The organism is Micromonospora sp. NPDC023888, assembly GCF_040639415.1.
Classification (GTDB): domain Bacteria; phylum Actinomycetota; class Actinomycetes; order Mycobacteriales; family Micromonosporaceae; genus Micromonospora.
Genome location: NZ_JBEZZW010000001.1, coordinates 13,235 through 32,626 on the forward strand (window position 1 = coordinate 13,235; position 19,392 = coordinate 32,626).

General features: G+C 71.8%; 20 protein-coding genes. 19 read left to right on the plus strand and 1 reads right to left on the minus strand.

Annotation, left to right across the window (positions count from 1 at the left end; all coding sequences use genetic code 11):
* Window positions 1-7 precede the first annotated feature (7 nt).
* The 10 genes from ftsY (at window position 8) to AB0F61_RS00105 (ending at window position 11,977) form a co-directional block, all read left to right on the plus strand.
* Window positions 8-1,195 carry a signal recognition particle-docking protein FtsY gene (gene ftsY / locus AB0F61_RS00060; RefSeq protein WP_357801500.1) on the plus strand — a complete coding sequence of 396 codons (1,188 nt, stop codon included), beginning with the start codon at window positions 8-10 and terminating at the stop codon, window positions 1,193-1,195.
* A 6-nt stretch (window positions 1,196-1,201) separates the two neighbouring features.
* Window positions 1,202-2,065 (plus strand): aminoglycoside phosphotransferase family protein, encoded by an 864-nt coding sequence (locus tag AB0F61_RS00065; RefSeq protein WP_357077819.1) that lies wholly within the window; start codon window positions 1,202-1,204, stop codon window positions 2,063-2,065.
* Window positions 2,066-2,340: 275 nt separating this feature from the next.
* A complete protein-coding gene (locus AB0F61_RS00070) occupies window positions 2,341-3,753 on the plus strand; it encodes an ammonium transporter (RefSeq protein WP_357801501.1) in 1,413 nt (470 codons plus the stop codon).
* Window positions 3,754-3,778: 25 nt separating this feature from the next.
* The gene (locus AB0F61_RS00075; protein ID WP_172862163.1) at window positions 3,779-4,117 is read left to right on the plus strand and encodes a P-II family nitrogen regulator; all 339 of its coding nucleotides are present in this window, start codon (window positions 3,779-3,781) and stop codon (window positions 4,115-4,117) included.
* Window positions 4,118-4,133: 16 nt separating this feature from the next.
* Window positions 4,134-6,464 (plus strand): [protein-PII] uridylyltransferase, encoded by a 2,331-nt coding sequence (locus AB0F61_RS00080; protein ID WP_357801503.1) that lies wholly within the window; start codon window positions 4,134-4,136, stop codon window positions 6,462-6,464.
* Between the two features lie 280 nt (window positions 6,465-6,744).
* The gene (locus tag AB0F61_RS00085) at window positions 6,745-7,905 is read left to right on the plus strand and encodes a sensor histidine kinase (protein WP_357801505.1); all 1,161 of its coding nucleotides are present in this window, start codon (window positions 6,745-6,747) and stop codon (window positions 7,903-7,905) included.
* Window positions 7,902-8,558: a response regulator transcription factor gene (locus AB0F61_RS00090; protein WP_357801507.1), complete on the plus strand. Its 657-nt coding sequence runs from the start codon at window positions 7,902-7,904 to the stop codon at window positions 8,556-8,558. The genes AB0F61_RS00085 and AB0F61_RS00090 overlap by 4 nt, the downstream gene beginning before the upstream one ends.
* A 114-nt stretch (window positions 8,559-8,672) precedes the next feature.
* Window positions 8,673-10,232: a signal recognition particle protein gene (gene ffh / locus AB0F61_RS00095; protein WP_112581984.1), complete on the plus strand. Its 1,560-nt coding sequence runs from the start codon at window positions 8,673-8,675 to the stop codon at window positions 10,230-10,232.
* Between the two features lie 68 nt (window positions 10,233-10,300).
* Window positions 10,301-10,879 (plus strand): Uma2 family endonuclease, encoded by a 579-nt coding sequence (locus tag AB0F61_RS00100; RefSeq protein WP_357801509.1) that lies wholly within the window; start codon window positions 10,301-10,303, stop codon window positions 10,877-10,879.
* Window positions 10,880-10,897: 18 nt separating this feature from the next.
* Complete coding sequence (locus tag AB0F61_RS00105; protein WP_357801511.1) at window positions 10,898-11,977, plus strand: amidohydrolase family protein; 1,080 nt, start codon at window positions 10,898-10,900, stop codon at window positions 11,975-11,977.
* Between the two features lie 26 nt (window positions 11,978-12,003).
* On the opposite strand, the gene AB0F61_RS00110 is transcribed toward AB0F61_RS00105, so the two are convergent.
* Complete coding sequence (locus AB0F61_RS00110) at window positions 12,004-12,606, minus strand: TetR family transcriptional regulator (protein ID WP_357801513.1); 603 nt, start codon at window positions 12,604-12,606, stop codon at window positions 12,004-12,006.
* A 185-nt stretch (window positions 12,607-12,791) separates the two neighbouring features.
* Between AB0F61_RS00110 and proS the strand changes: the two genes are divergently transcribed.
* From proS to lepB (AB0F61_RS00155), 9 genes are all read left to right on the plus strand, one after another.
* Window positions 12,792-14,198: a proline--tRNA ligase gene (gene proS, locus AB0F61_RS00115; RefSeq protein WP_357801515.1), complete on the plus strand. Its 1,407-nt coding sequence runs from the start codon at window positions 12,792-12,794 to the stop codon at window positions 14,196-14,198.
* Window positions 14,199-14,210: 12 nt separating this feature from the next.
* A complete protein-coding gene (locus AB0F61_RS00120) occupies window positions 14,211-14,858 on the plus strand; it encodes a DUF402 domain-containing protein (RefSeq protein ID WP_357801517.1) in 648 nt (215 codons plus the stop codon).
* 229 nt (window positions 14,859-15,087) lie between these two features.
* Entirely contained in the window at window positions 15,088-15,576 is a 489-nt protein-coding gene (gene rpsP / locus AB0F61_RS00125; RefSeq protein ID WP_357801519.1) for a 30S ribosomal protein S16, read from the plus strand.
* The gene (locus AB0F61_RS00130) at window positions 15,551-15,811 is read left to right on the plus strand and encodes an RNA-binding protein (RefSeq protein WP_172862164.1); all 261 of its coding nucleotides are present in this window, start codon (window positions 15,551-15,553) and stop codon (window positions 15,809-15,811) included. Before rpsP ends, AB0F61_RS00130 begins: the two co-directional genes overlap by 26 nt.
* A complete protein-coding gene (gene rimM, locus AB0F61_RS00135; RefSeq protein WP_357801521.1) occupies window positions 15,811-16,365 on the plus strand; it encodes a ribosome maturation factor RimM in 555 nt (184 codons plus the stop codon). The genes AB0F61_RS00130 and rimM overlap by 1 nt, the downstream gene beginning before the upstream one ends.
* A gap of 11 nt (window positions 16,366-16,376) precedes the next feature.
* Window positions 16,377-17,150, plus strand: coding sequence for a tRNA (guanosine(37)-N1)-methyltransferase TrmD (trmD, locus tag AB0F61_RS00140; RefSeq protein WP_357801523.1), 774 nt, complete (start codon window positions 16,377-16,379; stop codon window positions 17,148-17,150).
* A gap of 143 nt (window positions 17,151-17,293) precedes the next feature.
* Window positions 17,294-17,650, plus strand: coding sequence for a 50S ribosomal protein L19 (gene rplS, locus AB0F61_RS00145; protein WP_030487486.1), 357 nt, complete (start codon window positions 17,294-17,296; stop codon window positions 17,648-17,650).
* A gap of 182 nt (window positions 17,651-17,832) precedes the next feature.
* Window positions 17,833-18,702, plus strand: coding sequence for a signal peptidase I (gene lepB / locus AB0F61_RS00150; protein WP_357801525.1), 870 nt, complete (start codon window positions 17,833-17,835; stop codon window positions 18,700-18,702).
* 10 nt (window positions 18,703-18,712) lie between these two features.
* Complete coding sequence (lepB, locus tag AB0F61_RS00155; RefSeq protein ID WP_357801527.1) at window positions 18,713-19,348, plus strand: signal peptidase I; 636 nt, start codon at window positions 18,713-18,715, stop codon at window positions 19,346-19,348.
* Window positions 19,349-19,392: the final 44 nt, after the last annotated feature.

Sequence of the window (19,392 nt, forward strand, 5' to 3'; positions counted from 1 at the left end):
TTCCGGCATGGCCGAATATCTCGTCCTCGCTCTGGTCCTGCTCGGTGTGTTGATCGCCGGCACGGTCGGGCTGGTCGTGCCGCGACTGCGGCGGCGGCCCGAGCCCCCGCTTCCCCGCACCGAGGTCGACACCAGAGCCGAGGAGGATCTCGCCGGCCCGCCGGTGGAGGCACCGGAGTCCGATCTGTCCACCGGCGTCCTGGTCGAGCCACCGCCGGTCATCGAGGCGCCCGCACCGGTGGAGGTGCCCGAGCCGACCGCCGGACGGCTGGTCCGGCTCCGCTCGCGGCTGTCCCGCTCGCAGAACGTCTTCGGCAAGGGCCTGCTCGGCCTGCTCGCCCGCGACCACCTCGACGAGGACGTCTGGGAGGAGATCGAGGACAGCCTGATCACCGCCGACGTCGGCGTCGACGCCACCCGCGACATCGTCGACCGGCTCCGCGAGCGCACCCGGGTGCTCGGCACCCGCTCAGCCTCCGAGCTGCGGGCGCTGCTCGCCGCCGAACTGGTGAACGCGCTCGACCCGAGCCTGGACCGGTCGCTGCGGACCACCCCGAAGGACGGCGTGCCGGCCGTGGTCCTGGTCGTCGGCGTCAACGGCGCCGGCAAGACCACCACCTGCGGCAAGATCGCCCGGGTGCTGGTGGCCGACGGCCGGAGCGTGCTGCTCGGCGCCGCGGACACCTTCCGGGCCGCCGCCGCCGACCAGCTCGAGACCTGGGGCTCGCGCGTCGGCGCGGAGACCGTCCGGGGGCCCGAGGCCGCCGACCCGGCCAGCGTCGCCTTCGACGCGGTCAAGCGCGGCATCGAGACCGGCGTGGACACCGTGCTCATCGACACCGCCGGCCGCCTGCAGAACAAGGTCGGCCTGATGGACGAGCTGGGCAAGGTCAAGCGCGTGGTGGAGAAGCAGGGCCCGATCGACGAGACACTGCTCATCCTGGACGCCACGACCGGCCAGAACGGCCTGGAGCAGGCCCGGGTCTTCACCGAGGTGGTGAACGTGACAGGGGTGGTGCTGACCAAGCTCGACGGGACCGCCAAGGGTGGCATCGTGATCGCCGTGCAACGCAAGCTCGGCATCCCCGTGAAGCTGGTCGGCCTCGGCGAAGGCAAGGACGACCTGGCCCCGTTCGACCCGGCGCAGTTCGTCGACGCGTTGCTGGGGACCGAGGCCACCGGACGGGACGCGTAGTCTCGGGTGACCACCGACGATCGCGCGTACGCGGGCTGGCGCGAGCCCGGCCACCCCTCGCAGCGCCTCGGGAGACCGTACGTGACTTCGCAGGAGATCCCGCTGCACGGCGGCAACGTGAGCACCGTCGTCCGCGTCGGTGACACGGTCCGCCGCAACGCCGGGCCGTGGACCCCGTCCGTGCACGCCCTGCTGCGACACCTGGAGTACGTGGGTTTCACCGGCGCGCCCCGGGCGCTCGGGATGGATGAGCGCAACCGTGAGGTGCTGTCGTACCTGGAGGGGGAGTGCGGCGAATACCCGCTCGCCCCGCACTGGGTGACCGACGAGGCGCTTGTCACAGTCGCCACCATGCTGCGGATGTTCCACGACGCGCAGTACGGGTTCACCCCGCCGCCGCAGGCGGTCTGGCGCTCGTTCGGGCCCCCACCACCGGACACCGAGGTGATCTGCCACCACGACGCCGCGCCGCACAACGTGATCTGGCGGCCGGACGGCACCCTTGGGCTTATCGACTTCGATCTCGCCTCGCCCGGGGCGCGGATCTACGACGTGGCGTACGCGGCCTGGACCTGGGTGCCGATCTTCGCGGACCGGGACTCGATCACGCTGGGTTGGAAGCACCCGGACCGGCCGCGCCGGCTCCGGCTCTTCGCCGACGCGTACGGGTTGATCCCGCGCGACCGGCATCGGCTGATCCGGACCATCCGCAAACGGATCGTGGACCACGTCGAGGGGATCCGCCGGATGGCCGCCGCCGGTGAGCCGGCGTTCGTCCGGATCGTGCACAAGGGCCACCTGCGCCGGCCGATGCGGGATCTGCGGCTGCTCGACTACGAGCGGCACGCCCTGGAGAACGCCCTCCGCTGAGCGCCGAGGAGTCGATGCTCGGCCGGTCCCGTCAAGCGGACCGGTCGATGGGTCTGGCCGGTCAGCCATCGACGTCCGCCGTCCGAACGATCCACCATTGTCCATGCTGCTGACTGTGCGGACTTCGTGACACGTACGAAACAACCCGTCACGAACCGGAAACCCGCACGGGACCGTGGGTGAAACAGCCGGCCGCGAAGCTTCCGCGCAACCGGCCTACGGGCGACGCTGCCCCGGAAAGCCGCGAAGGAGGACTTCACCTTTAGGAGGCCAGCGTGCCTGAAGCACCGACGATCGACGGCGCCAATACCACGTGGCTGCTGGTTTCGACCGCGCTCGTGCTGCTCATGACCCCCGGCTTGGCGCTGTTCTACGGCGGCCTCAACCGGGCCAAGGGCGTACTCAACATGATGATGATGAGCTTCTCGGCTATCGGGCTCATCTCTATTCTGTGGTGGTTCTACGGTTTCAGCGTCGCCTTCGGGACCGACGTGAACGGCTTCTGGGGTGACCCGGGCGCGTACCTCGGCACCAAGACCTTCCTCGCCGAGAGCGACCTGTGGGGTGCCACGGCGGAGAACCCCAGCGGCATCGGGATCCCGCTCTACGTGTTCATGGCCTTCCAGATGGTCTTCGCGGTGATCACCGTCGCGCTGATCAGTGGTGCCATCGCCGACCGGGCCAAGTTCGCCGGCTGGCTGCTGTTCGCCTTCGGCTGGGCCACGCTCGTCTACTTCCCGGTCGCGCACTGGGTGTGGGGCGGCGGCATCATCGGCGGCGACATCCACGCGCTGGACTTCGCCGGTGGCACCGCTGTGCACATCAACGCCGGTGCGGCGGCCCTGGCCGTGGCGCTGGTGCTCGGTAAGCGGCTCGGTTGGCCGCGCGAGGGCATGAAGCCGCACAACATCCCGCTTGTCGCGCTCGGTGCGGGTCTGCTGTGGTTCGGCTGGTTCGGGTTCAACGCCGGTTCGGAGTTGACAGTCGACTCGGTCGCCGGCCTCGCCTTCATCAACACCCAGCTCGCCACGGCGGCTGCGGTGCTCGGCTGGATCGCTGTCGAGTGGGTCAAGGACCGTAAGCCGACGATGGTCGGTGCCTCGTCCGGCGCCGTCGCGGGTCTGGTCGCCATCACCCCGGCCTGCGGCTTCATCGCCCCGTGGGCGTCCGTCCTGCTCGGCATCGTCGCCGGTGTCGTGTGCGCGCTCGCCGTCAGCCTCAAGTACAGGCTCGGCTACGACGACTCCCTCGACGTGGTGGGCGTGCACTTCGTCGGTGGTTGGATCGGCTCGCTCTGGCTCGGTCTCTTCGCCACCAACTCGGTGAACGCCGCGATCACCGACGTGGTGGGCGCCTCCGACGGTCTCTTCTACGGCGGCGGCGTCACCCAGCTCGGACGGCAGGCCCTCGCCGGTCTGATCGTCACCGCCTGGTCGTTCGGCATCGCCTGGGTGCTCGCCTTCGTCATCGAGAAGACGATCGGGTTCCGGGTGAAGGCCGAGGCCGAGGTCGAGGGCATCGACATCGGCGAGCACGCCGAGAGCAGCTACGACCTGTCCCCGGCCGGTGGCGGCACGGGCAGCGCGTTCGCGATGGCCGGCATCGGCACCCCCGGTGGCGGCACGACGAGTGGCGCGAAGTCGGAGGCGGAGCCCGCCGAGCCGGTAAGCGAAAAGGTCGCCGGTTAACGTTCCTGGGATGGAGGGGTTGGACATGAAGCTGGTGACCGCGGTCATCAAGCCGTACCAGCTGGACGCGGTGAAGGAGGCCCTGCACGCCCTCGGGGTGGCCGGGCTGACCGTCAGCGAGGTTCAGGGGTACGGGCGGCAGAAGGGGCACACCGAGGTCTACCGGGGTGCCGAGTACACGGTCGAGTTCCTGCCCAAGATTCGGGTGGAGGTGCTCACCGACGAGATCGACGTGGACAAGGTGGTGGACGCCATCGTCGGGGCAGCCCGCACGGGCAAGATCGGTGACGGCAAGGTCTGGGTCACCGGTGTCGAAGAGGTCGTCCGGGTGCGTACCGGCGAACGCGGCCTCGACGCACTCTGATCTGACCACGACCGACATGACCTCGTTGATCAAGAAGGACGCGTCAGGCGACACCGCTGACGGGGACGCGAACCTCTTGATCAACGAGGTCGTCGGCGTTCCCGGGGGGATCGGGGAGGCCGCCCGGCTGGCTCGGGCGGCCTCCTACGACACCTTTCTGCGCGGTCTGCTGCCGGCGCGCGACGGAGTGGCACTGCTCGCCGTCGGGGGGTTGGGTCGCCGCCAGTGCGCCCCGTACAGCGACCTCGACCTGGTGTTGCTGCACGCCGGGGTGCCCGGCATCAACGAGTTGGCCGCCTCGATCTGGTATCCGATCTGGGACGCCGGCCTGCGCCTCGACCATTCGGTACGAACCGTCGCCGAGGCGCTCTCCGTTGCCCAGGACGACGTCAAGGTCGCCCTCGGGCTGCTCGACGCCCGCCTGGTGGTGGGTGACCAGACGCTTGCAGACGCGCTGTGCCGGACCGCCGCCGATCACTGGCGGCGCACCGCCGTACGGCACCTGCCCGGCCTGCGGGAGGTCACCACCGCGCGCTGGCAGGCCCACGGTGAGCTGGCGTTCCTGTTGGAGGGCGACCTCAAGGAAGCCGCCGGTGGCCTGCGCGACGTGGGTCTGCTGCGCGCGATCTCCGCCGCCGGCATCACCGACGCCCTGCGTCCCGCCGTACGCGCCGCCCACCTTCGCCTGCTGGACACCCGGGACGCCCTGCACCAGCAGGTCGGCCGCCGGGTCGACCGGTTGGTCGCCCAGGAACGCGACGGGGTGGCCGCCCTGCTCGGTCTGCGACAACTCCAGCCCGGCGCGTCTGACGCCGCGCGGCGGCCTGGAGCCGTCGTGGAGGACGGCGACGCCCTCCTGCGCCGGGTCGCCGGTGACGCCCGCACGGTCAGCCACGCCCTGGATGACGCCTTCCGCGCCGCCGACCGGCTGCGCTCCGGTCGGTCCCGAGGCGGCAACGGCCGCCCGGCACGTCGACCGGTGGCCCGTGACGTGGTCGAGCACGACGGCGAACTGGTGCTGGCCCGGACGGCGATCGGGGCACGCCCCGATCCGAGCCTCAGCCTGCGGGTGGCCGCCGCCGCGGCCACGACCCGCCTGCCCATCGCACGGGCCACCTGCGAGTGGCTGGCGGCCTACTGCCCGCCGCTGCCCGCGCCCTGGCCGGCCGAGGCCCGGGCCGCGCTCACCACTCTGCTCGGCGCCGGGGCCGGCCTGGTGCCCGCCTGGGAGACCTGCGACCGGTACGGCCTGGTCGACGGCTGGCTGCCCGAGTGGACCCGGCTACGCAGCCTGCCCCAGCACAACCCGGTGCACCGCTACACCCTGGACCGGCACCTCGTGCAGACCGCTCACGAGGCCAGCCGGCACGCCCGCGAGGTGGAACGCCCCGACCTGCTGCTCCTCGGTGCCCTCCTGCACGACATCGGCAAGGGCCTCACCGGCGATCACAGCACCGTCGGCGTGCCAGTGGCCCAGGCGGCGGCGACCCGGATCGGTCTGCCCCCCAGCGAGGTCGAGCTGATCGGCACGCTGGTCCGTCTGCACCTGCTGCTGCCCGACGTGGCGACCCGCCGGGACCTGGCCGACCCGGTCACCATCGCCTCGGTGGCCGAGGCGGTCGGCGACACCGGCACCCTCGACCTGCTGCACGCGCTGGTCCGGGCCGATGCGGCGGCGACCGGGCCGGCGGCCTGGTCGGACTGGAAGGGCCGGCTCGTGGCCGAGCTGGTCGGCCGGGTCCGCACCGCACTCGACACCGGCGTGCTGCCCGAGCCGCCGGCACCGGACCCGGAGCTGCTGGCCGGGCCACTGCCGGTCGTCCACCTGACCGGGGACCGGGTGTCGGTCGCCGCAGCCGACCGGCGGGGCCTGCTCGCCACGGTTGCCGGCTGCCTGGCCCTGCACCGGCTGGAAGTGATCTCCGCGGACGCGTCGGTGGTCGACGGCCGGGCTCTGGTCGAGTGCCGGGTGCAACCCCGCTACGGCCTGCCGCCGGATCCGGTGCCGCTCCGCGCCGACCTGCGCCGGGCGGTAGGCGGTGACGTGTCGGTCACCCAGCGACTGCGCGGCCGGGCGCTCGCCGCCCGTGGCAGCGGTGCCGCACCCCGCGTCGTCTGGCACCGCGAGGCGGCCACCGACGCCGTTTTGCTGGAACTCCGCGCGGCTGACGCGGCCGGGCTGCTCTACCGGGTCACCTGCGCGCTCGACGAGGCGGGCGCACTGGTCCGCGCGGCGCGCATCTCCACTCTCGGCGCCGACGTGGTGGACGCCTTCTACCTGGTCGGCGGTTGGCCGGACGACGCCACCCGGGCCCGCCTGGAGGAAGCGGTCCTCGCCGCCGTCTGATCCCCCGACGGCGCCGTGCGGGCAGTCGCTGGCCGCCCGCCGTGCGGTGGTGCTCTGCTCGGCCGTCGGACGCTCGTGCCAACCGGTCACTCCCACGAGCGTGATGCCACACAGTCATCTTGATGCCTCAGAGTCATCAGGCTCATGCGGGTGTCCGCCGCCGAAACGGTGCGGTCGGGCGTGCCGGCCGCTCCCGGGTGGCGGGTACGCCCGGGGGCGTAGCGGCGATACCGCCCGTGGACGCACGTCGGAGGGCGCCGGCGCGGGCAGAATGACGGCCATGCGGTGGAGTGGGCAGTGGGCGAGGCGGGCGGTTCCGGACGCCGCGCTCGCCCTGGCGCTGCTCGGGTTCGGACAACTCGCCACCGGTCTGGCCGGGGACAACCAGCCGGGGTCGAGGCCGGTGGACGGGGTCTGCCGGGTGCTGATCGCGGTCGCCGCGATCGCCCTGCTGGCCCGGCGGCGCGTCCCCGTCACCACCCTCGCCCTGGTGAGCGCGGCGAGCGTGACGTACCTGGTGCTCGGCTTCCCGTACGGGCCGATCCTGCTCACCTTCCTGGTCGCGGTGTACACGGTGGCCGTGCGGCTGCCGGTGCGTCCGGCGGCGCTCGCCACCGGGGGCGCGTTCGTGGTGTTGCTGACGCACGTCTTCTGGTCCCGGGGCCCCGCCACGGGCTGGGCTGGAGTGCTCCCGGCGTCGGCCTGGGTGGCCGTACCGTTCGCGGTGGGGGTCGTGGTGCGGGTCAACCGCGAGGTGGCGGCGCGCGGCCGGGCCGAGGAGGCCCGGGGTCGCGCCGAGGAGGCCCGGCGGCGGGCCGACGAGGAGCGGTTGCGGATCGCGCAGGAGGTGCACGACGTGGTGGGGCACGGGCTGGCCGCGATCAGCATGCAGGCGGAGATCGCCCTGCACCTGCTGCCGAAACGACCCGAGCAGGCGGAGACCGCGCTGGCCGCGATCAGCCGGACCAGCCGTGAGGCGCTTGACGAACTCCGGGTCACGCTCGGCGCGGTGCGGCAGGGTGCGGAGCGCGAACCGGTGCCCGGTCTGGCCCGGCTGCCGGCCCTACGCGACCGGCTTGCCGGAGCCGGGCTCGCCGTCGAGGTACGCGTGGTCGGTGCCGCACGGGAGCTGCCGGCCGCGCTGGACCTGGCCGCGTACCGGGTGGCGCAGGAGGCGCTGACAAACGTGCTGCGCCATGCGGGGGTGGCGAACGCGGAGGTGACCGTGAACTACCGCGCCGACGAGGTGACGATCGAGGTCACCGACCGGGGGGTGGGTGCCCGGCCCTCCGGGACGGACCCGGCCGACGACGAGCGCGGGCACGGTCTGGCCGGGATGCGGGAGCGGGTCACGGCGCTGGGCGGGTGGTTGACCGCCGGGCCGCAGGCCGGCGGCGGATTCCGGGTGTACGCCCGGCTGCCCGCGGAGCCGACCACGTGATCCGGGTGCTGATCGCCGACGACCAGGACCTGGTCCGGCTCGGTCTGTGCGCGCTCGTGGAGAGCGAGGACGACCTGGCGCTGGCCGGCGAGGCGGCCGACGGGCTGCGGGCGGTCGAGCTGGCCCGTCGGGAGCGACCGGATGTGGTGCTGATGGACATCCGGATGCCCGGCATCGACGGCATCGAGGCGACCCGGCGGATCGTCGCGGACCCCGAACTGACAGGTACGCGGGTGGTGGTTTTGACCACCTTCGAGCTGGACGAGTACGTCTTCGACGCGCTGCGGCACGGCGCGAGCGGGTTCCTCACCAAGGACACCCGACCGACCGAGCTGCTGCGCGCGATCCGGCTGGTCGCCGAGGGGGAGGCGCTGCTGTCGCCGTCGGTGACCCGTCGGGTGGTGCGGGAGTTCGCCACCCGACCGTCCCGGGTGCCCCGGCCGCACCCTCGGCTGGACGCGCTCACCGACCGGGAGCGCCAGGTGGTCGGCCTGGTCGGTGAGGGGCTGAACAACGAGGAGATCGCCGCCCGGCTGGTGGTCAGCCCGGCGACCGCGCGTACCCACGTCAGCCGGGCGATGGGCAAGCTGGGAGCCCGGGACCGGGCCCAGCTCGTCGTGTTCGCGTACCAGTCGGGGTTGGTGTCGGGGTGAGGCCCGGGCCGGGCGACAGCGGCCTTGCGGCGGGGCGGCTACCCTAGCGGTGGCCGGACTCCGCAGTGCCGGCCGCGTTGTGCCCGCCGGAACACTGACAAACGGGATGTTCGCGTGTTTGACACCTTGAGTGACCGCCTGTCCGGGATCTTCACCAAGCTCCGCGGCAAGGGTCGGCTCACCGACGCCGACATCGACGCCACCGCGCGCGAGATCCGCCTCGCGCTGCTGGAGGCGGACGTCGCGCTGCCGGTGGTCAAGGGCTTCATCGCGGCCGTCAAGGAACGGGCCCGCAGCTCCGAGGTCTCCCAGGCGCTGAACCCGGCCCAGCAGATCATCAAGATCGTCAACGAAGAGCTGATCACCGTGCTCGGCGGCGAGGGCCGGCGGCTCCAGTTCGCCAAGCAGCCGCCGACCGTGATCATGCTGGCCGGTCTCCAGGGTTCCGGTAAGACCACCCTGGCCGGCAAGCTGGCCCGCTGGCTCAAGGGCCAGGGGCACCAGCCCCTGCTCGTCGCCGCCGACCTCCAGCGCCCCAACGCCGTCGGGCAGCTCCAGGTGCTCGGTGGCCGGGCCGGCGTCGAGGTGTACGCCCCGGAGCCCGGCAACGGCACCGGTGACCCGGTGCAGGTGGCGCGCGCGTCGATCGAGCACGCCAAGCGGGCGGCCCGCGACATCGTCATCGTCGACACCGCCGGCCGGCTCGGCATCGACGCCGAGATGATGCAGCAGGCCGCCGACATCCGCGACGCCGTCTCGCCGGACGAGGTCATCTTCGTCATTGACGCGATGGTCGGTCAGGACGCCGTCCGCACCGCCGAGGCTTTCCGCGACGGCGTCGGCATCACCGGCGTGGTGCTCTCCAAGCTCGACGGCGACGCCCGTGGTGGCGCCGCGCTGTCGGTGCGCGAGGTGACCGGGCAGCCGATCCTGTTCGCCTCCACCGGTGAGAAGTTGGAGGACTTCGACGTCTTCCACCCCGACCGGATGGCCAGCCGGATCCTCGGCATGGGCGACGTCCTCACTCTGATCGAGCAGGCCGAGCAGGCCTTCGACTCCGATCAGAAGGAGAAGATGACCGCCAAGCTGATGGGCGGCGAGCAGTTCACGCTCGACGACTTCCTCGACCAGCTCATCGCGGTGCGGCGGATGGGCCCGATCGCCAACGTGCTGGCCATGATGCCGGGCATGGGGCAGATGAAGGACCAGCTCGCCGACCTGGACGACAGCCACTTCGACCGGGTCACCGCGATCATCCGGTCGATGACCCCGGGCGAGCGCACCAACCCGAAGATCATCAACGGTTCCCGCCGGGCGCGCATCGCCAACGGCTCCGGAGTCACGGTGATGGACGTCAACCAGCTGCTCAACCGCTTCGCCGACGCGCAGAAGATGATGAAGCAGATGGGCGGCATGATGGGCCTGCCCGGCGGCGGTCGGCGCAAGGCGACCAAGAGCCCGAAGAACAAGCGCAAGGGCACCAAGGGCGGCGGTCGGCCGCGTACGGGCGCCGGTGCCGGGATGCCCGCGGGCTTCCCGGGCGGCATGCCGCAGCTCCCGCCGGGGATGGACCCGAACGACCTCGCTGGCGGCCAGGGCCTACCGCCCGGCTTCAAGCTTCCGAAGATCGACTTCAACAAGCTCGGCAAGGGCGGCGACAAGGGCCCGCGCTGACGCGTGTCGGTGACGGCGGGCGACGTCATCCTTGCCTAGGGTGATGTCGCCCCCTGGAAGGAGATGTCATGACCGCGGCCCCGATCCTGCCCGAACGGCACGAGTGGACGGTCGACGACCTCGGCGATCTGCCGAAGGACCTTCCGTACGAACTGATCAACGGAAGGTTGATCGTGCCGTCCCCCACTGCCGTGCACCAGGACCTCTGCGTCCGACTGCTACTTGCCGTCGAAGTCAACTGCCCGCCGGAGTACCTGGTCAGCATCGACCTGTCCATGCGGGTCGACCGGCGCAACGAGCCGCGCCCCGACGTGGTGGTCATCCGCCGCAAGCACGCCGGCCGGTCACCCGTCCCGGTCGAGGACGCCCTGCTCGCCGTGGAGGTCGTCTCGCCGACCTCCAGTTTCCGCGACATGTACGACAAGGCGAAGGTCTACGCGCACGCCGGCGTTCGGTCCTACTGGGTGGTTGACCCGCTCCAGGAACGCGTCACGCTCACCGAGTACACCCTCGGCGCCAACCGCGAGTACGAGCAGGTCGCCCACACCGAGGACCTGTTCGTCACCGAGCGGCCGTGGAAGGTCTCCGTAGATCTGCCCGCCCTGACCTCCCGGAAGAACGACCTGCTCGCCCCCGACGAGGAGTGATCGGGTAGGACTGTGCGCATGGCTCTTCACGTGCGCGGTGTGCTGCTCCCCGACGACGAGGTCCGTGATCTCTGGCTGGTCGGCGACCGGGTGACCTTCACCCCGGTGCCCGGTGCGGAGACCGTCGTGGACGGCGGATTCGTCCTGCCGGGGCTTGTCGACGCGCACTGCCACATCGGCATCGCCCGCGGTGGCGCCCCGATCACCTCGCTCGACCAGGCCCGCGAGTTGGCCCACGTCGACCGGGACGCCGGTGTGCTGGCGATCCGCGACGCCGGCTCGCCGTACCCGTACCCCGAGCTCGACGACGAGCCGGACCTGCCGCGACTGGCCCGCGCCGGCCGACACGTCGCGCCGCCGAAGCGCTACCTGCGCGACATCGGCGTCGAGGTCGCCGCGACCGAGGTCGCCGCGACGGTCGCCGCCCAGGCGAAGGCCGGCAACGGCTGGGTCAAGCTGGTCGGCGACTGGATCGACCGGGGCGTGGGCGACCTCGCGCCGGCCTGGGACGCGGACACCCTCACCGCGGCCGTGCGGGCCGCGCACGACGCCGGGGTACGCGCCGCCGTGCACACCTTCTCCGAGTCGGCCGTCGAGATCATGGTGCGGGCCGGGGTGGACTCGGTGGAGCACGGCACCGGGCTCAGCCTCGACCTGATCGACGAGATGGCCCGCCAGGGCACCGCGCTGGTCCCCACGATGATCAACATCGCCACCTTCGGGGGCATCGCGGAGCAGGCGCGGGCCAAGTTCCCCGGGTACGCCGAGCACATGCTCGCGCTGCGCGACGGCTTCCCCGAGGTGGTGCGCGCCGCGCACGAGGCAGGTGTGCCGATCTACGTGGGCACCGACGCCGGCGGCGGCATCGACCACGGCCTGGCCGCCGAGGAGATGCTGCTGCTGCACGAGCAGGCAGGCATGGCGCCGACCGACGTGCTCGCCGCCGCGTCCTGGGGTGCCCGGGAATGGCTCGGCTTCCCCGGCCTGGTCGAGGGCGGCCTCGCCGACCTGACCGTCTACCCCGAGGACCCCCGCCGCGACCTGCGCGTCGTCCGCGCCCCGTCCCGCACGATCCTGCGCGGCCGAGTGCTGCGCTGACCTCGCGCTTCACCGCGCGGGTGGGGTCAGGGGGCCGGGCGGGTGGCGGCGCTGAAGAGGTGTACGGCAAGGTCGGCGAGGGCCGCGGCCGTTTGGTCGATCGGGGAGCGGGGGAGCACGATGTGGCTCACCACCAGCCGGACGATCGTGTCGGCGGCGAAGGCCAACGCGGCCTGGTCCGCCCCCGGAAGGTGGTCGCCGGCCCACTCGATCAGCGCCCCGGACGCCTCGGTCAGCACCACCTCGGCGCGGGTGGTGAGGTACGGAAGCAACTCGTCCGAGCCACCCCGGGCGCTCGTCAGGATGGCCTTGACCAGCGGGTTGTCCGCCGCGGTGGCGAGGGTGTGTTCGATCGCGGCGTACGCGCCGGCCCGGACGTCGGAGCCGTGTGCGCGCAGCGCGGCACGGACGTTGCCGACGAAGCGGTCCACCTCGCGCCGGGCGAGCGCCTCGGCCAGGCCGGCCTTGGTGCCGAACTCGTTGTAGACGGTCTGCCGGCTCACTCCGGCCGCGGCGGCCACCCCGCCCATCCGTACCGCGTCCCAGCCGGCGGCGATGGTCCGCGCGCGGGCCGCGTCCACGATCGTGTCCCGTAGCCGCTGGCGTGGCGAGTCGGTCGTTGCAGTCATCGTGGTCGAATTCTACGGGCGCGGCGCGGGCCCACCCAGGGCGTGCCCCGCCCCGAGGACGCGTGGGCCGTCCGGCGTGGTGCGGGTCGGGGGCGACCCGCTCAGCGTGGGCGTCACAGTCGTGGGAGGGGTGCGGCGCCTCCCGGGCGCGGTGGGCTCCCGCGTGGCGCATAGGATGTGCGGTCATGGCACGCGTGCTCACTCCCCGTGCGGAGGATTTCCCCCGCTGGTACCAGGACCTGATCGCCAAGGCGAAGCTGGCCGACAACGGCCCGGTCCGCGGCACCATGGTCATCCGCCCGGCCGGCTACGCCATCTGGGAACGGATGCAGGCCGAGATGGACGCCCGGATCAAGGCGGCGGGCGCGGAGAACGCGTACTTCCCGCTCTTCATCCCGGAGAGCTACCTCAAGCGGGAGGCCCAGCACGTCGAGGGCTTCTCGCCGGAGCTGGCCGTCGTCACGCACGGTGGTGGCAAGCCCCTCGCCGAGCCGATCGTGGTCCGTCCCACCAGCGAGACGGTGATCGGCGAGTTCATGGCCAAGTGGATCGACTCGTACCGGGACCTGCCGCTGCTGCTCAACCAGTGGGCGAACGTGGTTCGGTGGGAGCTGCGTCCGCGGATCTTCCTGCGGACCAGTGAGTTCCTCTGGCAGGAGGGGCACACCGCGCACGCCACCCGTGAGGACGCCCGGGCGTACGCGCGGCGGATCCTGCACGAGGCGTACGAGGACCTGATGGTCAACGTGATCGGCATTCCGGTGGTGGTGGGCCTGAAGACGGCGCGTGAGCGGTTCGCCGGCGCGACGGCCACGTACACCTGCGAAGGCATGATGGGTGACGGCAAGGCGCTCCAGTTGGGCACCAGCCACGAGCTGGGGCAGAACTTCGCCAAGGCGTTCGACATCAGCTACTCCTCGAAGGAGGGCGGCCGGGAGCACGCCTGGACCACCTCCTGGGGCACGTCGACCCGGATGCTCGGCGGCCTGATCATGGCGCACGGCGACGACAACGGTCTGCGCGTGCCGCCGAGGTTGGCGCCGATCCAGGCGTACGTCATGGTGGTCAAGGACGGCGACGGCGTGGGCGAGGCGGCGGCCAAGCTGCGCGACGGCCTGCGCGACGCCGGTGTCCGGGTCGCGCTCGACGACCGGACCGACACCCCGTTCGGCCGCCGGGCCGTCGACGCCGAGCTGCGTGGTTATCCGGTACGCGTGGAGGTCGGCCCCCGTGACCTGGCCGCCGGTAACGCGGTGGTGGTGCGTCGTACCGACGGCTCGAAGTCTCCGACGCCGGTGGCCGACGTGGTCGCCGCGGTGCTGGCCGCGCTGGAGACCGATCAGCAGGTGCTGCACGACCAGGCGTTGGCCAACCGGGAGTCGCGCACGGTGGAGGTGGCCACCCTGGCCGAGGCGATCGAGGCCGCCGCGACCGGCTGGGCCCGGGTGCCGTGGTCGGCGGTCGGCGTGGCCGGCGAGGCCGAGGCGAACGGTCAGGGCGTCACGGTGCGCTGCCTGCTGCGCGCCGACGGTTCGGTGCCGGACTCGGAGGACGAGCCCGACCTGGTCGCCATCCTCGCCCGCGCCTACTGAGCGTAGGAGGCAGTGCGCTTCGCGCCGGGTCGGTTGATCCTGCACCGCAACGTGCGGCACGGTCGGATCGGTTGGGTCCGACCGGGCCGGGTGGTCAGTGACGACGAGCGGGGTCTGCTGGTGTGGATCGCCCGGGACTCGCCGGTGGCCCACGAGGTGACCGAGGCGGGGCTGGGGATGCGGGCGATGCCGTTCGCCACGTGGATCTCGTCGTCGTACCGGTTGGCGCACGGCCGCTGGAACGGCCCGCCGCTGCTGAAGTTCCTGCCCACCGGGGCGGCGCACTCCGTCTGGTGGTTCCGCGACGCGCAGGGTCGCTTCGCCCACTGGTACGTGAACCTGGAGGAGCCGGGCGTCCGCTGGGACGACGGCCCGGTGGCCGGTGTCGACGTGGTGGACCAGGACCTCGACGTGGTGGTGCGCCCCGACCTCAGCTGGGAGTGGAAGGACGAGGACGAGTTCGTCGAGCGGCTCGCCTTCGGCGACGACTACTGGGTGACCGACGAGAAGGCGGTCCGCGCCGAGGGGGAGCGGGTGATCGCGCTCGCCGAGGCCGGTGAGTTCCCGTTCGACGGCACCTGGTGCGACTTCACCCCTCCAGCGGATTGGGACGTACCGGACGAACTGCCGCCAGGGTGGGACCGCCCGCCGGTGCGCTGAGAGGTGTTCCGGGTCACCGCTGGCGCGGTGTCCGGGTCCGATGCGCGTGATCGGCGCTCCATCTGGCAGAATAGGTCGCTGGTATCCGGCGCGCGTCCGGCGCCCTCTAACCCGGGCACGTCGCCAGTCCACCGAGTAGTCTCCGGCCCAACCCCACGGGTCCGGTCGGCGCTCACCCATGCACACCGCCCGCACGGGCCGGTGAGATCGCAACAGGAGCGAAACAACTGTGGCCGTAAAGATCCGGCTCCTGCGGATGGGCAAGATCCGCAACCCGCAGTACCGCATCGTCATCGCCGACTCGCGCACCAAGCGTGACGGTCGGGCGATCGAGTTCGTCGGGGTTTACCAGCCCAAGGAAGACCCCTCGATCATCGAGGTCAAGTCGGAGCGGGTCCAGTACTGGCTGTCCGTCGGCGCTCAGCCGAGCGAGGCGGTGCAGCGGCTGCTGGAGCTGACCGGTGACTGGCAGAAGTACAAGGGCCTGCCGGCCCCGCCGCCGCTGCTGGTCGCCCCCGAGCGGGCCGACCGCAAGGCCGCGTACGAGGCTGAGGCGAAGGCCGCCGCCGGGCTCGCCCCGGAGACCCCGGCCAAGCCGGCCAAGAAGGCCGCCAAGGCTGCCGAGGCTCCGAAGACCGAGGCTGCGGCCGAGGCGCCGAAGACCGAGGCTGCTGCCGAGGCTCCCGCCGCCACTGCCGACGCCGGTGAGCAGGCCTGACATGCCTCTGCGTCCGGCGTTGGAGCACCTGGTCAAGGGCATCGTCGACCACCCGGACGACGTCCGGGTGCGGATGGTCGATTCCCGTCGGGGCAAGCGGCTCGAAGTCCGCGTGCACCCCGAGGACCTCGGCACTGTGATCGGGCGGTCCGGTCGGACCGCCAAGGCGCTGCGCCAGGTGATCGGCTCCATCGGCGGGCGCGGGGTACGCGTCGACATCGTCGACTCGTACTGATGCAGCTCGTCATCGGAAGGATCGGCAAGCCGCACGGCGTCCGCGGTGAGGTCACCGTGGAAGTGCGGACCGACGAGCCCGAGGCACGGTTCGCCCCCGGTGCAGTGCTGCGCACTGAGCCGGGGGCGACACCCCCTCCAACCACCGACGAGCCCGGGGTGCCGTTCCGGGTTCCGGCGGAGCTGACCATCGAGGAAGCCCGCTTCCACCAGGGTCGGGTGCTTGTCGCGTTCGAGGGCATCCTGGACCGCAACACCGCCGAGGCGCTGCGCGGGACGCTGCTCGTGGTGGACAGCGCCGACGTGGCCCCACCGGACGACCCGGAGGAGTTCCACGACCACCAGTTGGTCGGTCTTGCCGTGGTGACCCCGGCCGGCGAACGGCTGGGTGAGGTCGCCCGGATCGACCACGCGCCCTCCTCGGACCTGCTGGTGCTGCGACGCCCCGAGGGGCGCACCGCGTTGATCCCGTTCGTCCGGGCGATCGTTCCGGAGGTCGACCTGGCCGGTGGACGTGTGATCGTCGACCCGCCGGCCGGACTGCTCGACCTTTAGGACCACCCCCCATGCGCGTCGACGTCGTGTCGATCTTTCCGGAGTACTTCGCCCCGCTCGATCTGTCGCTGATCGGGCGGGCGAGGGCCAACGGCGTACTCCAGCTTGCCGTGCACGACCTGCGGACCTGGACCCACGACGTGCACCGCACTGTCGACGACACCCCCTACGGGGGCGGGCCGGGGATGGTCATGCGCCCGGAGCCGTGGGGGGAGGCGCTCGACGCGCTCGCGCCGGCCGACGCACCGCCGCCCCGGCTGCTGGTGCCGTCGCCGGCCGGTGCCCCGTTCACCCAGGCCATGGCGTACGAGCTGGCGGCCGAGTCGCACCTGCTCTTCGCCTGCGGCCGGTACGAGGGCATCGATCAGCGGGTGCTGGCGCACGCCGCCACCCGGATGCCGGTCACCGAGGTCTCGCTCGGCGACTACGTGCTCTTCGGCGGCGAGGTCGCGGTCCTGGTGATGCTGGAGGCGGTCACCCGGCTGCTGCCGGGAGTGCTGGGCAACGCGGGCTCGCTGGACGAGGAGTCGCACGCGCACGGGCTGCTGGAGGCGCCGATCTACACCAAGCCGCCGAGCTGGCGCGGGCACGACGTGCCGGAGGTGCTCCGCTCCGGTGACCACGGCAAGATCGCCCGCTGGCGGCGCGAGGAGGGCCTGCTGCGGACCGCGGCCCGCCGCCCGGATCTGCTCGCCGCGCTGCCGGCGGATCGGCTCGACAAACGGGACATCGCGGCCCTGGACCGGGCCGGATTTCAGCCACCACCGGGGGATGTGGCAAAGTAGGGGGGTTGCCGCATCCGTCCGCGCCCGTGGGCGGCTGCGAGGATCACCGACCGGGGTCGGCCCGCCGACCACCACCCGGGGATCAGAATCACCCACCCGCGCACCGAGTGACGGTGCGCCGTGAGCCTTACGAGGACGCAGCGATGAACATCCTGGACGCCCTTGACGCCCAGTCGAAGCGGACCGACCTTCCCGACTTCCGGGCCGGTGACACCGTCAAGGTGCACGCCCGCGTCGTCGAGGGCAACCGGTCCCGTGTCCAGATCTTCCAGGGCGTCGTGATCCGTCGCCAGGGTGACGGTCTGCGCGAGACCTTCTCGGTCCGCAAGGTCAGCTTCGGTGTCGGCGTTGAGCGGACCTACCCGATCAACGGCCCGGGCATCGACCGGATCGAGGTCGTGACCCGCGGTGACGTGCGTCGCGCCAAGCTGTACTACCTGCGCGAGCTGCGCGGCAAGAAGGCCAAGATCAAGGAGAAGCGGGAGAAGCAGCCCAGCTGACTTCCCGCTCGCCACGCCGCCTGAGCTGCACGTATGCCGTAACGACCAGACCGCACTACCCTGGTCGTTACGGGCGCAGCCGGCGGCGGGCCCGCCCCTCTGGGCGGGTAGCTGTCCACTGCCGCCCGTGGAGCCTCGACGAGGCTCCCGGGCGGTGGTGTTTCTGCGGACCGGGGAGTGGCGTGGTGCAGACGCTTGACGAGGACGGCACCGTCGATCCGTGGCGCCGGCGCGCCCGCCGTACCCGCCGGCAGATGCCGCTCTGGCAGGAGCTTCCGCTGCTGCTGGTGGTGGCGTTCTGCCTCGCGGTGCTGATCCGCACCTTCCTGCTCCAGGCGTTCTTCATCCCGTCCGGCTCGATGGAGGACACGCTCCTCATCGGCGACCGGGTGCTTGTCAACAAGGTCGTCTACGACGTCCGTGACCCGGTCCGTGGCGAGGTGGTGGTCTTCCGGGGCACCGACCGCTGGGCGCCGCAGGTCGACGAGGAGCCGGAGCCGGGCTTCGCCGGCAAGTTGACCCGGACCGTCGGCGACCTGGTCGGTGTGAGCCGTCCCGGGGAGAAGGACTTCATCAAGCGGGTGATCGGTCTGCCCGGCGACCGGGTCAAGTGCTGCGACAGTCAGGGGCGGGTGACCGTCAACGGCACGCCCCTCGACGAGCCGTACGTCCTGCGGGACTCACCGCTGGACCTGCCGCCCAACCCGTCGGAGTGCCGCTCCCGGCGCTTCGACGAGGTCGTCGTACCGCCCGGTCAGATCTTCGTGATGGGCGACCACCGTGAGGTCTCCCAGGACGCGCGCTGCCAGGGCCCGGTGCCGATCGACAACGTGGTCGGCCGGGCGTTCATGGTGGTCTGGCCCTCGTCCCGGTGGAACCCGCTGTCGGTGCCGGCGACGTTCGACGACGTGTCCGGGCCGGGCGCGGCATCCTCGGGCGCGCCCCCGGCGCGACCGACCCCGCAGGGCGGTGTGCTGCTGATTCTCCCGTTGGCGGCCGCACTACGTGCTTCCCGCGCGTTCCGGTCGGTGACGTCCAGTTCGGCAACGTAGGCTCCTTGGCGTGATTGACGAGCAGACCGACAAGCCGCGCAGCTCCTTCTGGAAGGAGCTGCCGATCCTGCTGGGTGTGGCGATCCTGGTCGCGGTGCTGGTCCGCGCCTTCGTGCTGCAGACCTTCTTCATCCCCTCCCCGTCCATGGAGAACACTCTCAAGATCGATGACCGGGTGCTGGTCAACAAACTGGTCTACGACTTCCGGTCGCCGCACCGCGGCGAGGTGATCGTCTTCAAGGCTCCGATCGAGTGGAGCGGCAACCCCGACGGCGAGGACTTCATCAAGCGGGTGATCGGCATTCCCGGTGACCACGTGGTCTGCTGCGACCCGCAGGAACGGCTGATGATCAACGGCAAGTCGTTGGACGAGCCGTACATCTTCTCGCTGGACGGCGTCCGCGACAAGCCGGCCGACCAGGAGTTCGACATCACCGTGCCGAAGGGGCGGCTGTGGGTCATGGGTGACCACCGCTCGGCTTCCGGTGACTCCCTGGAGCACTGGCAGCAGTCCGGGCAGAACATCACCGAGGCCACGATCCCCGAGGACGACGTGGTCGGGCGGGCGTTCACCGTCTTCTGGCCGGTCAGCCGGGCCACCTGGCTGACGGTGCCCGATCAGTTCGACGGTATTCCCAAGCCGTAGACCGGCGGGGCGTGGGCGATCCGCCGTCGGTCTGGCAGGCTGGG

Excerpts from the sequence above, each read along its gene's own strand:
- AB0F61_RS00080 (WP_357801503.1), top strand. The coding sequence starts at position 4,134 with ATGACCTCGTTGATCAAGAAGGACGCGTCAGGCGACACCGCTGACGGG.
- AB0F61_RS00085 (WP_357801505.1), top strand. The coding sequence starts at position 6,745 with ATGCGGTGGAGTGGGCAGTGGGCGAGGCGGGCGGTTCCGGACGCCGCG.
- rplS (WP_030487486.1), top strand. The coding sequence starts at position 17,294 with ATGAACATCCTGGACGCCCTTGACGCCCAGTCGAAGCGGACCGACCTT.
- trmD (WP_357801523.1), top strand. The coding sequence starts at position 16,377 with ATGCGCGTCGACGTCGTGTCGATCTTTCCGGAGTACTTCGCCCCGCTC.
- proS (WP_357801515.1), top strand. The coding sequence starts at position 12,792 with ATGGCACGCGTGCTCACTCCCCGTGCGGAGGATTTCCCCCGCTGGTAC.
- AB0F61_RS00075 (WP_172862163.1), top strand. The coding sequence starts at position 3,779 with ATGAAGCTGGTGACCGCGGTCATCAAGCCGTACCAGCTGGACGCGGTG.
- ftsY (WP_357801500.1), top strand. The coding sequence starts at position 8 with ATGGCCGAATATCTCGTCCTCGCTCTGGTCCTGCTCGGTGTGTTGATC.
- AB0F61_RS00100 (WP_357801509.1), top strand. The coding sequence starts at position 10,301 with ATGACCGCGGCCCCGATCCTGCCCGAACGGCACGAGTGGACGGTCGAC.
- AB0F61_RS00110 (WP_357801513.1), bottom strand. The coding sequence starts at position 12,606 with ATGACTGCAACGACCGACTCGCCACGCCAGCGGCTACGGGACACGATC.
- rimM (WP_357801521.1), top strand. The coding sequence starts at position 15,811 with ATGCAGCTCGTCATCGGAAGGATCGGCAAGCCGCACGGCGTCCGCGGT.
- AB0F61_RS00105 (WP_357801511.1), top strand. The coding sequence starts at position 10,898 with ATGGCTCTTCACGTGCGCGGTGTGCTGCTCCCCGACGACGAGGTCCGT.